The sequence below is a fragment of the Amycolatopsis keratiniphila genome, from assembly GCF_000400635.2.
In the GTDB taxonomy this organism is placed as follows: Bacteria; Actinomycetota; Actinomycetes; order Mycobacteriales; family Pseudonocardiaceae; genus Amycolatopsis; species Amycolatopsis keratiniphila.
Window position 1 is genome coordinate 2,987,620 of sequence record NC_021252.1, and the last position, 13,581, is coordinate 3,001,200.

Sequence of the window (13,581 nt, forward strand, 5' to 3'; positions counted from 1 at the left end):
GCTGCTTTTGTCCGTGTCCCCGGACCGGGAACTCGACGCGCTCGAGCAGGACGTCGCGCTCGAGCAGCAGTACGTCACCACCCTCTACCGCAAGCTCGACACCGAACGCGTCGACGCGCAGCGCAGGCTCGACGAGACGCTGCGCCAGACCGGCGGCACCCCGCAGGCGCGCACCGAACGCGACGTCGCCACGACGCTCTACACCGACAGGCTGGCCCAGCTGAGCTCCGTCGAGCAGGGCCTGTGCTTCGGCCGTCTCGACTTCCTGCCGGACCACGCGGAGGAGACCACCTACATCGGGCGGCTCGGGTTGTTCGACGAGGACGACGACTACCGTCCGCTGCTGGTCGACTGGCGCGCGCCGGTCGCGCGGCCCTTCTATCTCGCCACCGCCGCTTCACCCGAAGGTGTCCGGCGGCGCCGTCACATCCGGTCGCTGAGCCGGAAGGTCGTCGGCGTCGACGACGAGATCCTCGACCTCTCCGCCGCTGACCAGGGTCAGGACCTCGGGCTCGCGGTCGAGGCGGCGTTGCTGGCCGCGCTGGATCGCCGCCGCACCGGCGAGATGAGCGACATCGTCGCCACCATCCAGGCCGAGCAGGACCGCATCATCCGCGCGTCGCCGAACGGCGTCCTGGTGGTCCAGGGCGGGCCGGGCACCGGCAAGACCGCCGTCGCGCTGCACCGCGCGGCGTACCTGCTCTACACGCATCGCCAGCAGCTCACCACGCGTGGCGTGCTGGTGGTCGGGCCGAACAGCACGTTCCTCCGCTACATCGGGCAGGTTCTGCCGTCGCTGGGCGAGACCGGGGTGCTGCTGGCCACGATCGGGCAGCTGTACCCCGGCCTGGACGCCGCCGGGCCGGTCACGCGCGAGGCCGCCGAGATCAAGGGCCGTCCGGTGATGGCCGACGTGCTCGCCAACGCGGTCCGCGACCGTCAGCGGGTACCGGAGCCGGTGCTGGAGATCGAGTTCGAGCGCGAGATCCTCATGCTGGACCGCAAGACCTGCACCGAGGCGCGGACGCGGGCCCGGCGGTCGCGCCGTCCGCACAACCTCGCGCGGCGGATCTTCGTCTCGGACCTCCTCGACGCGCTGACCAGGCAGGCCGCCCGCAAACTGGGGGAGGACCTGCTCGACGCGCGCGACGTCCAGGACATCCGGGCCGAGGTCGCCGCGGACAGGAACGTGGCCGCAGCGATCAACGGGCTGTGGCCGAAACTCACCCCGGAGATCGTGCTCGACGAGCTGTTCGCCGACCGCGAACGGTTGCGCAGCGCGGCCGGGAAAGCCTTGTCGGACACCGATCGTGAGCATCTCTACAGCCCGACGGACGCGAAATGGAGCCCGTCGGACGTCCCGTTGCTCGACGAGCTCGCCGAGCTGCTCGGCGAGGACGACACCGAGGCCCGTGCCGAGGCCGCCCGCCGCGAGCGGGAGGACCGCGCCTACGCGGAAGGCGTGCTCGACATCCTCGAACAGGACGAGGAGATCGTCGACGAAGAACTGCTGCGGGTGGGCGACGTCCTCGACGCCGAACTGTTCGCCGAACGCCAGCAGCGCCGCAGCGAGATGACCGCGGCGCAGCGGGCCGCCCAGGACCGGACGTGGACCTTCGGGCACGTGATCGTCGACGAGGCGCAGGAACTGACCGCGATGGACTGGCGGCTGCTGATGCGCCGGTCGCCGAACCGGTCGATGACGCTGGTCGGCGACGTCGCCCAGACCGGCGCGGCCGGTGGGGCGAAGTCGTGGGGAGAGGCGCTTTCGCCGTACGTCGCCGACCGCTGGCGGCTCGAAGAACTGACCGTGAACTACCGGACCCCGGCGGAGATCATGGCCGTCGCGTCCCGGGTGCTCGCCGACGTCAACCCGGAGCTGGAGGCACCGGTTTCGGTGCGGGAGACGGGTTTCGAGCCTTGGCTGCGTGCGGTGGACCCGGCGGGGCTCACCGCGGAACTGCCCGGCCTCGTCGACGCCGAACTGTCCGCTGTGGACGGTGGGACGGTCGCGGTGCTGTGCCCGACGTCCTTGGTCCCGGCTCTTTCGGAGACGCTCGGCGAGTCAGGGGACCGGGTGTCGGTGATGCCGGTCGAGCGGGCGAAGGGGCTTGAGTTCGATTCGGTCCTGCTGGTCGCCCCGGACGAGGTCGTCGCCGAGTCGCCGCGCGGGCTCAACGATCTTTATGTGGCCCTGACCAGGGCGACCCGTCGGATGGGCGTAGTGCAGACCGGTGACCTTGTTCCGGCGCTGGAGGGTCTTGGCTAAGGTCGGCCGCATGCGCACATTCGGCAAGATCGTGGTCATCGGCGCGGGCGTCCTCGCGCTGGCGGCCTGTGGCGAGAAACAGAACACCGCAGGTTCGGCCCAGACCTCCGGCGCGGCCCCCGCGTCGCAGGCGTCGTCGGCTCCGGCCGCCCCGAAGGGCAAGGAATGCACGGCCGAGGACGTGAAGACCACCGGGAAGTTCGGCGAGGCGCCGACCATCACCATCCCGGACGACTGCGATCCGCCGAAGAAGCTCATCACCAAGGACCTCGAGCCCGGCACCGGCGAGGGCGCCAAGGCGGGCGCGAACCTGAAGATGAACTATTCGCTGGTCACCTGGTCCAACAAGCAGAAGCTGGACAGCTCGTTCGACCGCGGCGAGCCGTTCGAGCTGACGCTCGGCGCCGGCATGGTCATCAAGGGCTGGGACCAGGGACTCGAAGGGATCAAGCAGGGCGCGCGGCGGCTGCTGATCATCCCGCCGGACCTCGGCTACGGCCAGGGCGGGAACGGCATCGAGCCGAACGAGACGCTGGTGTTCGTGACCGACGCGGTGAGCGTTCCGACCGACAAAGGCTGAGTCCTCGTGAGTGGTAAGGACGGTTAGAACCGTCCTTACCACTCACGAGTCAGCCGGCGTACTCCCAGGTGAGCAGGCTGATCTCCAGGCCCTTCTCGACCTTCGTCTCCGGAGGCAGGTCGGTCAGGGCGTAACCGACGCGGCGGGCGACGGCCGCGCTGGCGGCGTTCTCGGAGTCGATCTTCAGCTGGAGCGGGCCGAGCCCGAGGTCCAGCGCGTGCGCGGTGAGCACCCGCAGCGACCGCGCCGCCAGGTCCTGCCCGCGGTGGGCGGGCCCGACGGCGTACCCGAGCTCGGCCCCATCGTCCTTCAGGAACAGCACCACCTCGCCGAGCGGCTCGCCGCCGTCGGCCGTGATGGCCAGCCGCAGCCCCGTGCCCTCGGTACGGCGAGCGACGTACTTCTCGTAGTGCGCCTTCGCCGCCACCTCGTCGAACGGGGAGGGCAGTGGCGTGAATCGCGCGACCGCGGGGTTGTCGAACAACCCGGGCATGAACGCGATGTCTTCCTCGGCCCACTCCCGCAGGACGAGCCCCTCACCGGTGAGCCGGACTTCTTCCGGCCAGAGCGCCGTCACGGGATCAGCAGGAGCTTGCCGGTGGTACGACGGCCCTGAAGGTCTTCGTGCGCCTGACGGGCGTCGGCCAGCGGGTAGCGGCCGCCGATCCGGATGTTCAGCGAGCCGTCCTGAACGGCGGCGAACAGCTCGTTCACCCGCCACTCCAGTTCCTCGCGCGTGAGCACGTAGTGCGCGGAGGTCGGGCGGGTGAGGTACACCGAGCCGCTGCGGTTGAGCAACTGCGGGTCGATCGGCGGCACCGGACCGCTGGCCGCGCCATAGAGGGCGAGCAGGCCGCGGATCTTCAGGCTCGCCAGGCTGCCGTCCACAGTGGACTTGCCGACACCGTCGTAAACGACCTCGACCCCCTTACCGCCGGTGAGGTCGCGGGTGGCCTTGGCGAAGTCGACCTGGTCGTAGCGGATGACGTCGTCCGCGCCCGCCTGCTTGGCGAGTTCGGCCTTCTCGTCGGTGGAGACGGTGCCGATCACCCGGGCGCCGCGCGCCTTGGCCAGCTGGACCAGCAGCAGGCCCATCCCGCCCGCCGCGGCGTGGATCAGCACGTCGTCACCGGCCTTGACCTCGTAGGTCGAGGCGATCAGCGCGTGCGCGGTGATCCCCTGGAGCATCGTGGCGGCGGCGGTCTCCTCGGAAACGCCGTCCGGGATCTTCACCGCGATGGTGGCGGGAACCAGGCGACGCTGGGCGTAGCTGCCCAGCGAACCCTGCCAGGCGACCCGGTCGCCGACGGCGAAACCGGTCACGTCCGCGCCGACCGCGGCCACCGTGCCGGCCCCCTCCATGCCGAGGACGAACGGCGTGTCGACCGGGTAGATGCCCTCGCGGTGGTAGGTGTCGATGTAGTTGACGCCCGCCGCCGCGACGTCCACGAGCAGTTCACCGGAACCGGGTTCGCCGACCTCGACTTCCGACAGTTCAAGGACTTCGGGGCCACCGGTTCGCCGGATCTGTACTGCCGCGGGCATACATCCTCCTCGTTCAAGGTCGTTCCGACCGGGACAACTATGGCCGACGCCACGGTTATTCCGCGTCCCGGGCCTTTCGCGGTTAAGCTCGGCGCGTGGCTGAGACCGAAGAGAAGACCGAGACCGCCGCCCCCACGTCGCGCCAGGTCGCGGCCGCCCGCGACTTCGTGAAGCGGCACGGGAAGCCGTCGCGCGCGGTGGTGGAGAACATCGGCCGGGCCGGCGCGCGGGTCGTGCTCGTGGGCGCCGACGGTGCGCTCGGCGACGTCGTCGTCACCTCCGTGGAGGCGGGCGAGGCGCTGGTCGAGGCCGTCGAAGACCTCGAACCCGCCGAATGGGACAGCGAGACCGTGAAGGCCACCAAGATCGGCGCCGAGCACCGCCGCCGGATGGCGGGGAAGTGAGCGGCTCCGCGATCTTCGTCGCCTGCTCCACGCTGCCGGAAGGCGACGGCGACGAGCACGCCGTTCCCGAGGCGCTGGCCGACCTCGGCTTCAAGACCCGCTGGGCCGCCTGGGACGACACGACGGTCGACTTCGGCGCCGCGGACATCGTCGTGCTGCGCGCCACCTGGGACTACGCGGAGCGCCACGACGAGTTCCTGTCCTGGACCGAGTCCGTGCCGTCGCTGTCCAATTCGGCCGAGGTCGTGCGCTGGAACACCGACAAGTCCTACCTGGCCGAACTCGGCGACGCCGGGGTGGCGGTCGTGCCGACGACCCTGATCGCGCCGGACGACAAGGCACCGCGCTGGCCCAAGGGCGAGTTCGTGCTGAAGCCCGCCATCGGCGCCGGTTCGCGCGGTGCGGGCCGGTTCACCGAGGGCGACGCGGCCGCCGCGCACCTGTCCGGGTTGCAGGCGGACGGGAACACCGTGCTGCTCCAGCCGTACCAGTCCAGTGTGGACAGTGACGGCGAGATCGCGCTGGTGTACTTCGGCGGCGTGTACTCGCACGCGTTCTCGAAGGCCGCGATGCTGGGCCGGGAACTCGACGAATCCGGGCTATACGTGACGGAGAAACTCGCGCCGGTGCAGCCCGCCGCGGGATACCGTGCGCTGGCCGAAGACGCTCTGGACGCGACGGCGGCGCTGCTGGGCATCCTGCGCGCGGAGCTGCTCTACGCCCGTGTGGACCTCGTCGCCGGGCCGGACGGCAGGCCGCTGCTGCTGGAGCTGGAGCTCGTCGAGCCTTCGCTCGGGTTCCGGCAGACCGATGCCGCCGCGGCCTGGCGGTTCGCCTCCGCCGTCCGCCAGCAACTCGCCTGACCCGATGCCATGAACGGCCCGTTCATGGCGCGCTAGGGGGTCAGGCGGGTTTGACGAGTTTCGCGGCCAACCGCTCCGGCTTCGGCCACCGCACGTCCCGCGCCCAGCCGAACTTCTCGAACAGCCAGATCACCCGCGCCGACACGTCGACCTGTCCGCGCAGGACACCGTGCCGCGCGCAGGTCGGGTCGGCGTGGTGGGAGTTGTGCCACGACTCGCCCATGGACAGGATCGCCAGCGGCCAGAAGTTCGCCGCCTTGTCGCGGCTGGCGAACGGGCGCTCGCCGACCAGGTGGCAGATCGAGTTCACCGACCAGGTGACGTGGTGCAGGAACGCGATCCGGACGAGCCCGGCCCAGAAGAACCCGGTCACCACACCCCACCACGACCAGCTGATCAGTCCACCGAGGATCGCGGGCAGCGCGAGGCTCAGCGTGATCCACAGCCAGAAGTAGCGGTTCACCACGCGAAGATCCTTGTCCGCCACCAGGTCCGGCGCGAACCGGTCGTAGTTGGTCACCTCGCGGCTGAACATCCAGCCCATGTGCGCGTGCCAGAAGCCGCGCAGCAGCGCCCCGGGCGACGTCCCGAACAGCCAGGGGGAGTGCGGGTCGCCTTCACGGTCGGCGAAGGCGTGGTGGCGGCGGTGGCTGGCCACCCAGAAGATCACCGAACCCTGCACCGCGAAACTCCCGGCGATGGCGAGCGCGACCCGCAGCGGGCGCCCGGCCTTGAACGCGCCGTGGGTGAAGTAGCGGTGGTAGCCGACGGTCACTCCGAGCGTTCCGACGGTGTAGAACACGGCGGCCAGCGCCAGATCGACCCAGGTCATGCCCCAGCCCCACACGATCGGCACGGCGGCGAGCAGCGCGACGAACGGGACCAGCAGGAAGGTCTTGAGTATCAGCATCTCGCCGGAACCCCGGCGGTGGGAGATCAGGGGTTTGGACGGACTGGCCGGTGCGTCCGGCTCGGTGCTGGCGGTCATGCGACACCTCGTGCCTCGACTCGGTGGTGACCCCCGAGTGGGGCACCGAGCGCAGCGTAAGGGCAGTGTCTGGCGAGCACGCCGCCCGGGGGTTACGTCCGGTTTGCCAAGGGGTCAGTTCGAAGTGGCGAGTTCCCGATCGGCGGCGGGCGAAACCGGCGCGGGGCCACGATCGCGCGAACCGCACCACAGCGCGGCCGTCGAGATGATCACCAGCGCGGAGCCGAGGACGTGGAGCGAGACCAGCGCTTCCGGCACGCCGAGCGCGTACTGCACCGAGCCCAGGACGCCCTGGGAAAGCGCGACGACCCACACGATCGTGTACCGCCGCCACACCGGCTTCGGCGTCTCGCCCCGCATCAACTGGAGCCCGAAGACGGCCAGCACGATCAGGTAGACCACCAGCAGTCCGCCGTGGACCTGGGTGAGCGTCTCGATCGGGGCCTGGAGCCGGTGGGTGCCGGGGTCGCCGCCGTGCGGGCCCGCGCCGGTCACCACGGTGCCCGCGACGAGCACGGCCCACATGGCCGCGGCGAGCACGATCAGGGTCTTGCGGCCCGCGTCCGGGATCAGCCAGCGCGCGGGCTCGTCACCCTCCTTGAACGCCCGCAGCAGCAGCACCGCGAGCCAGACCAGGGGAGTGGAGGCCAGGAAGTGGAGCGCGACGGTCCACCATTCGAGTTTCGCGAGCACGGTGATCCCGCCGACGACGGCCTGCAGCATCACGCCGGCGGGCATCGTCCAGGCCAGTTTCACCAGACGGCGGCGGCTCGGGTGCTCGATCTGCACGCGCCACGCGGTGATCACGCACAGCGCGGCGACCAGGATGACCACGCCGGTCAGCAACCGGTTGCTGAACTCGATCCACTGGGTGAGCATGTCCAACTCGGGGTGTGCGACCGGCACGATGCTGCCTTCGACGCACTGCGGCCAGGTCGGGCAGCCGAGGCCTGAACCCGTGACCCGGACGACCGATCCGGTGACGCCGATGCCCGCCTGTGCGATCACCGCCGCTATCGCGACCGCTCGCTGGACCGCGAACGAGGGATACGGCAGACGCGCTACAAGGCTCTGGAACGGCACCGTCCGATGCTAGAACGCCCTTCCTGAGAGCCTTCCACCGGCCGCACCCGCTGTGTCGGCCGCCTCAGGTGAGCTTGGTGGTCTTGCTCGCCAGCGCGCCGGCGACGACACCCCAGCCGACGAGTACCGCGAACGGGCCCCAGCCGAACGAACCGTCCAGCAGCACCGAGCGCAGGCCTTCGGCGAGCGCGCCCGAGGGCAGCAGTTCGACGATCCACGCGACGCCGGACGGCATCGTCGACGGCGCCAGCAGGATGCCGCCCGCGAGCAGGAGCACGAACCAGACGATGTTCGCCAGCGCCAGTACGGCCTCCGCGCGCAGCGCCCCGCCGAGCAGCAGCCCCAGCGCGCCGAAAGCGAGCGTGCCGACGAGCAGGAACGGGATGGCGCCGAGGATGCCGCCGAGTGACGGCGACCAGCCGAGCAGCGCGGCGACCACACCGAGGATCACCGCCTGCAGCGCGACCACCACCAGCGCGGCGGCCACCCGGCCCGCGACGAGCAACCAGCGGGGCAGCGCGGTGGCGGAAAGCCGTTTGAGGACGCCGTAGCGTCGGTCGAAGCCCAGCGCGATGGCCTGTCCGGTGAACGCCGAAGACATCACCGCCAGCGCCAGGATCCTCGGCGTGATCCAGTCCACTTTGGACGCGTCGCCGAGTTGCGACGACGGCAGGATGTCCAGCAGCGACAGGCCGATCAGCAGCGCGAGCGGGATGAGCAGGGTCAGCAGGATCTGCTCGCCGTGGCGCAGCGTCAGGCTCGCTTCGACCTTCGCGTGCGTGCGCAGCATCTTGCCGAGCGAACCGCGACCGGGAGCGGGGGTGAACGTCCCCGCGGGGAACCGGGGAGTGGAAGTCGTCATGCGCGCAGTTCCCGTCCGGTCAGCTCCAGGAAGACCTCTTCCAGCGTGCGCCTGCCGACCTGCAGTTCCTCCGGCATGACACCCTGCTGCGCGCACCACGCGGTCACCGTCGACACCACCTGCGGGTCGATCGCGCCCTCGACGAGGTACGTCCCCGGCGCCGACTCGTGGACGAGATGCCCCTCGGGCAGCGCCGCGGTCAGCAGCGCGGTGTCGAGCTTCGTGCGAGCCTTGAAGCGCAGCTGCGCGGTCTCGCCGGCTTCGACGGTCAGCGACTGCGGGGAGCCTTCGACGACGACCTTGCCGTGGTCGACGATCACCACGGTGTCGGCCAGCGTTTCGGCCTCCTCCATCAGATGCGTGGTGAGCAGCACGCTGACCCCGTCGGCGCGCAGCGCTTCGAGCAGATCCCAGACCAGGCGGCGGGCCTGCGGGTCCATCCCCGCCGTCGGCTCGTCGAGGAAGAGCAGCTCCGGGCGTCCGACGAGCGCGCAGGCGAGCGAGAGCCGTTGCTGCTGCCCGCCGGAAAGCCGTTTGAACGGCGTCTTCCTCGCTCCCGAAAGACCGAGGACGTCCAGCAGCCAGGCCGGGTCGAGCGGGTTCGCGGCGCACGCGGCGACCAGGCCGAGCATCTCGTCGGCGCGGACGCCGGGATACGCGCCGCCGCCCTGGGGCATCACGCCGATCCGGGGCCGCAGCGCCGCGCCGTCGCGCGCCGGGTTCAGGCCCAGCACGCGGACGTCGCCGTCGTCAGGCCGCAGGAAGCCTTCGCAGATCTCGACGGTGGTGGTCTTGCCGGCCCCGTTCGGGCCGAGCAGAGCGAGCAGGGTGCCACGTTCCATCCGCAGGTCGAGTCCATCGACGGCGGTGGTGGATCCGTAGCGCTTCACCAGCCCGGTGATCTCGACGGCGGGGGCGTTCACGACAGGTCACGATACGGCCTCACGCCGGGACCGAATGCTCCGGGGACGGTCTGGACAGCAGCAGTGGTGAGAGGCGGTGGACGATGAACAGCCCCAGAAGCGTGACGACCCCGGCCGCCGCCCACGCGAACGGCAGGACGAAACCGCGGCCCTCGAAGGTGCTCCCCGTCGTCGGCAGCAGGAACGGCAGGACGGCGGTGACGATCGTCGCGGCGATGCGGAACCGCGAGGTCCCCGCCGCCGCGGCGAGCGGGATGATCGCCCACAGCAGGTACCAGGGTTGCAGCGCGACGTGCAGCACCATCACCGCGCCGAGCGAGACACCGAGGCCGATGATCGGCCGGTAGCGCCATTTGAAGCTGTCCCAGAGGAACTTGACCGTCACCGCGCCCGCGACGAGATAGCCGAGCGCGCCCAGGATCGGCACCATCGCGTTGGTGTGGTTGCCGAGGCCGAGCGCGATGCCGAGGACACCGCCGAGCGCGGCGAGCTCCGACGTCGGCGAGATCCACGAGCGGACCAGCCCCGGCGTCCCGAGCGCGCCGACCCAGCCGAAGCCGAGGCCGGTGCCGTAACAGACCGCCACCAGGGTCACGCCGAACAGCAACGCCATCGGCACCGCCGCGGTGAGCAGGTCCTTGATCCGGCCGTGCCAGCGTCTGGCCACCATCACGGTGAAGAACGGCAGCGCCAGGATGGCGTTGATCTTCACCGCGACGCCGAGGGTGATGAGCACCACCCCGAGCCCGATGTAGAGGAGTTCGCCCTTGGCCAGCGGCGGCGGCTCGTCGTTCTTGAACCGCACCGGCATCCGCTGGAGGCCGACCTCCAGCCCGGCCACCATGAGCCCGATCGCGAGCGCGTCGTTGTGGGCGCCGGCGACGAAGTGGAAGATCAGCAGCGGGTTCGCGGCGCCGAGCCACAGCGCGGTCGCGGGCTGCACGCCGAACCGCCGGGCCAGCCGGGGCAGCGCCCAGATGATCAGGATGACGCCGATCAGCGCCAGCCCCCGCTGCAGCAGCACGCCGGTGACGATGTTGCCGCTGCTCAGCGGGGCGAGCCAGCCGCCGAGCCGCAGCAGCAGCGGGCCGTAGGGGGCCGGGGTCTCGCGCCACATGTTGGAGACGCCCGAGGTCAGCGGGTCGGAGACGCCGAGCGCTTCGGCCGGGCCGAGGGAGTACGGGTCCATCCCGCGGGCGACGATCTCGCTCTGCGCGAGATAGCTGTAGACGTCGCGGGAGAACAGCGGCGGGATGAACAGCAGCGGCGTGCACCAGAGCGCGATGGTGCGGGCGAGCTGGCCCTGGGTGGCGAGGCGGCGGCGCGCGGGCTGCGCGAACCGGCCGAGCAGCAGCCAGCTGAGCACGATGATCGCCATCCCGGCCAGGCCCATCGCGAGCGAGACCATCGGGATCCGGGTGAACAGCCGCAGGACGGGGATCTCCTGCACCGGGTTGATCACCGGGGCGGCTCCCGCGCCGAGCGAGCCGAGTGCGAGGAACAGGGAGCCGACCGCGCCGAACCGGCGGACCACGTTCAGCCCGCGCAGTTCCTTGTCGTCCAGCGGCTCCGGATCGTGCGGGCGCCCGGGCACGAGCGTCGCCACCGGCCCTGAAGCCCGGTCTTCCGGCTCTGCCCCGTCCGTGTCCCGCTGCGCCGGGTGATCGCCCACTGCCACGCACGAAGGGTAGCGATCCCGGGAACAGACCGGGCGGGTACGTGGTTACCCCTGTGCCCGAACCGGCCGAAGTGACCCACGCCACTCCGTGAGGCACCCCTCTTTGCCGTCGCTCCGGAAATACGTCACACTTGTGTTGTGAAAAAGACGGGGACGCAGGACGAGGCCGGTGGCGACATGCCCCGCGCCGAGGTCCAGCCTGTCCCCGTGCAGGTCGGCCCCGAGGGCCGGACCAGGCACGAAGTGGCCCGCCTGCTGCTGGAACAGGGCCCGATGACCGCCGTGGTGGTGGCCGAGCAGCTGGGTATCAGCGCCGCCGCCGTCCGCCGTCATCTCGACGCCCTGCTCGCCGACGGCGAGGCCGAAACCCGGGACGCGCCCCGCCGCGGCCCCCGCGGGCGAGGCCGTCCCGCCAAGAACTTCCTGCTCACCGAAGCGGGCCGGGCCCGGTTCGGGCACGCCTACGACGACCTCGCGTCCTCGGCCATCCGCTTCCTCGCCGAACACGCCGGGGAAGACGCCGTGAAGGCCTTCGCGGAGGCTCGCGTCGCTTCGCTGGTGGGCCCGCACCAGGACGCGATCACCAAGCACACGGATCCGGCGGCCCGTGCCGAGGCTCTCGCTGCGGCGCTGACCAGGGAGGGCTACGCTGCGTCGACCCGTCAGGTCGGTGTCGGCGAACAGCTTTGCCAGCACCATTGCCCGGTCGCCCACGTCGCCGCCGAGTTCCCTCAGTTGTGTGAAGCCGAAACCGAGGCTTTCGCGGAACTTCTGGGTACTCACGTCCAGCGGCTGGCGACCATCGCACGCGGTGACAACGCGTGCACCACACACGTACCCGTCGTCTCGACGGGTCACCCGGCCACACCCGGGCCGGGAAGCACGGCGCCCTCCCCAGGGCGCACAGCACGGATCCCGAATGGAGGGAAACCCGCATGACTGCCGCTGCCGAGCAGCGCACTCCCACCACCGCGCCCATGAGCCAGGAAGAGACCATCGAGTCCCTTGGCAAGTACGCGTTCGGCTGGGCGGACTCCGACGAGGCGGGCGCCAGCGCCCGTCGCGGACTGAACGAGGACGTCGTCACCGACATCTCCTCGAAGAAGTCCGAGCCGGAGTGGATGCGCGAAGCGCGACTGAAGGCGCTCAAGCTCTTCGACTTGAAGCCGATGCCCAACTGGGGTGCGGACCTCTCCGGGATCGACTTCGACAACATCAAGTACTTCGTGCGGTCCACGGAGAAGCAGGCCACTTCCTGGGAAGACCTGCCCGAGGACATCAAGAACACGTACGACAAGCTGGGCATCCCCGAGGCGGAGAAGCAGCGCCTCGTCGCCGGTGTCGCCGCGCAGTACGAGTCCGAGGTCGTCTACCACCAGATCCGTGAGGACCTGGAGGCGCAGGGCGTCCTGTTCCTGGACACCGACACCGCGCTCAAGGAGCACCCGGAGATCTTCAAGGAGTACTTCGGCTCCGTGATCCCGGCCGGGGACAACAAGTTCTCCGCGCTGAACACCGCGGTGTGGTCCGGCGGTTCGTTCATCTACGTGCCCAAGGGCGTCAAGGTGGACATCCCGCTGCAGGCCTACTTCCGGATCAACACCGAGAACATGGGTCAGTTCGAGCGGACCCTGATCATCGTCGACGAAGACGCCTACGTGCACTACGTCGAGGGTTGCACCGCGCCGATCTACCAGTCCGACTCGCTGCACTCGGCGGTCGTGGAGATCATCGTGAAGAAGGGCGCCCGCTGCCGCTACACGACCATCCAGAACTGGTCGAACAACGTCTACAACCTGGTCACCAAGCGCGCCAAGTGCGAAGAGGGCGCGACCATGGAGTGGATCGACGGCAACATCGGCTCCAAGGTCACGATGAAGTACCCGTCCGTGTTCCTCATGGGCGAGCACGCCAAGGGCGAGGTCCTCTCGGTCGCGTTCGCGGGCGAAGGCCAGCACCAGGACGCCGGCGCGAAGATGGAGCACCTGGCGCCGCACACATCCTCGACCATCGTGTCGAAGTCGGTGGCGCGCGGCGGTGGCCGCACCTCCTACCGCGGCCTGGTCAAGGTCGCGAAGCGGGCGCACCACTCGCGTTCCAGCGTCGTCTGCGACGCGCTGCTGGTCGACACGATCTCGCGGTCGGACACGTACCCGTACGTCGACATCCGCAACGACGAGGTCTCCATGGGCCACGAGGCGACCGTCTCGAAGGTCAGTGAGGACCAGATGTTCTACCTCATGTCGCGCGGTCTCGACGAGGCCGAGGCCATGGCGATGATCGTGCGCGGGTTCGTCGAGCCCATCGCGCGTGAGCTGCCGATGGAGTACGCGCTCGAGCTGAACCGCCTGATCGAGCTTCAGATGGAAGGGTCCGTCGGCTAGTC

At 70.2% G+C, this 13,581-nt stretch carries 13 protein-coding genes; 6 read left to right on the top strand and 7 right to left on the bottom strand.

The window, feature by feature from the left end; translation table 11 throughout:
• Window positions 1-13 precede the first annotated feature (13 nt).
• Both AORI_RS54985 and AORI_RS54990 read left to right on the top strand, forming a co-directional pair.
• Entirely contained in the window at window positions 14-2,269 is a 2,256-nt protein-coding gene (locus tag AORI_RS54985) for a HelD family protein (protein WP_123798876.1), read from the top strand.
• A gap of 10 nt (window positions 2,270-2,279) precedes the next feature.
• Window positions 2,280-2,849: an FKBP-type peptidyl-prolyl cis-trans isomerase gene (locus AORI_RS54990; RefSeq protein ID WP_016333156.1), complete on the top strand. Its 570-nt coding sequence runs from the start codon at window positions 2,280-2,282 to the stop codon at window positions 2,847-2,849.
• Window positions 2,850-2,898: 49 nt separating this feature from the next.
• Here AORI_RS54990 and AORI_RS54995 read toward each other — a convergent pair whose 3' ends face one another.
• Both AORI_RS54995 and AORI_RS55000 read right to left on the bottom strand, forming a co-directional pair.
• Entirely contained in the window at window positions 2,899-3,426 is a 528-nt protein-coding gene (locus AORI_RS54995) for a GNAT family N-acetyltransferase (protein ID WP_016333157.1), read from the bottom strand.
• Complete coding sequence (locus AORI_RS55000) at window positions 3,423-4,394, bottom strand: quinone oxidoreductase family protein (protein ID WP_016333158.1); 972 nt, start codon at window positions 4,392-4,394, stop codon at window positions 3,423-3,425. The genes AORI_RS54995 and AORI_RS55000 overlap by 4 nt, the downstream gene beginning before the upstream one ends.
• A gap of 95 nt (window positions 4,395-4,489) precedes the next feature.
• Here AORI_RS55000 and AORI_RS55005 point away from each other — a divergent pair, with 95 nt between their 5' ends.
• The gene (locus tag AORI_RS55005) at window positions 4,490-4,798 is read left to right on the top strand and encodes a hypothetical protein (protein ID WP_016333159.1); all 309 of its coding nucleotides are present in this window, start codon (window positions 4,490-4,492) and stop codon (window positions 4,796-4,798) included.
• Complete coding sequence (locus tag AORI_RS55010; protein WP_016333160.1) at window positions 4,795-5,661, top strand: ATP-grasp domain-containing protein; 867 nt, start codon at window positions 4,795-4,797, stop codon at window positions 5,659-5,661. Before AORI_RS55005 ends, AORI_RS55010 begins: the two co-directional genes overlap by 4 nt.
• A gap of 40 nt (window positions 5,662-5,701) precedes the next feature.
• Here AORI_RS55010 and AORI_RS55015 read toward each other — a convergent pair whose 3' ends face one another.
• The 5 genes from AORI_RS55015 to mptB form a co-directional block, all read right to left on the bottom strand.
• On the bottom strand, window positions 5,702-6,649 hold the full coding sequence (locus AORI_RS55015) for an acyl-CoA desaturase (RefSeq protein ID WP_016333161.1): 948 nt from the start codon (window positions 6,647-6,649) through the stop codon (window positions 5,702-5,704).
• Between the two features lie 114 nt (window positions 6,650-6,763).
• Window positions 6,764-7,732 (bottom strand): COX15/CtaA family protein, encoded by a 969-nt coding sequence (locus tag AORI_RS55020; protein WP_016333162.1) that lies wholly within the window; start codon window positions 7,730-7,732, stop codon window positions 6,764-6,766.
• 64 nt (window positions 7,733-7,796) lie between these two features.
• Entirely contained in the window at window positions 7,797-8,594 is a 798-nt protein-coding gene (locus tag AORI_RS55025) for an ABC transporter permease (protein ID WP_016333163.1), read from the bottom strand.
• The gene (locus AORI_RS55030; RefSeq protein WP_016333164.1) at window positions 8,591-9,517 is read right to left on the bottom strand and encodes an ABC transporter ATP-binding protein; all 927 of its coding nucleotides are present in this window, start codon (window positions 9,515-9,517) and stop codon (window positions 8,591-8,593) included. The genes AORI_RS55025 and AORI_RS55030 overlap by 4 nt, the downstream gene beginning before the upstream one ends.
• A 19-nt stretch (window positions 9,518-9,536) precedes the next feature.
• Window positions 9,537-11,123, bottom strand: a complete 1,587-nt coding sequence (mptB, locus tag AORI_RS55035) for a polyprenol phosphomannose-dependent alpha 1,6 mannosyltransferase MptB (RefSeq protein WP_016333165.1) — start codon at window positions 11,121-11,123, stop codon at window positions 9,537-9,539.
• A gap of 210 nt (window positions 11,124-11,333) precedes the next feature.
• Here mptB and AORI_RS55040 point away from each other — a divergent pair, with 210 nt between their 5' ends.
• Both AORI_RS55040 and sufB read left to right on the top strand, forming a co-directional pair.
• Window positions 11,334-12,134: a helix-turn-helix transcriptional regulator gene (locus AORI_RS55040; RefSeq protein ID WP_016333166.1), complete on the top strand. Its 801-nt coding sequence runs from the start codon at window positions 11,334-11,336 to the stop codon at window positions 12,132-12,134.
• Between the two features lie 38 nt (window positions 12,135-12,172).
• Window positions 12,173-13,579, top strand: a complete 1,407-nt coding sequence (gene sufB / locus AORI_RS55045) for a Fe-S cluster assembly protein SufB (protein WP_420805372.1) — start codon at window positions 12,173-12,175, stop codon at window positions 13,577-13,579.
• Window positions 13,580-13,581: the final 2 nt, after the last annotated feature.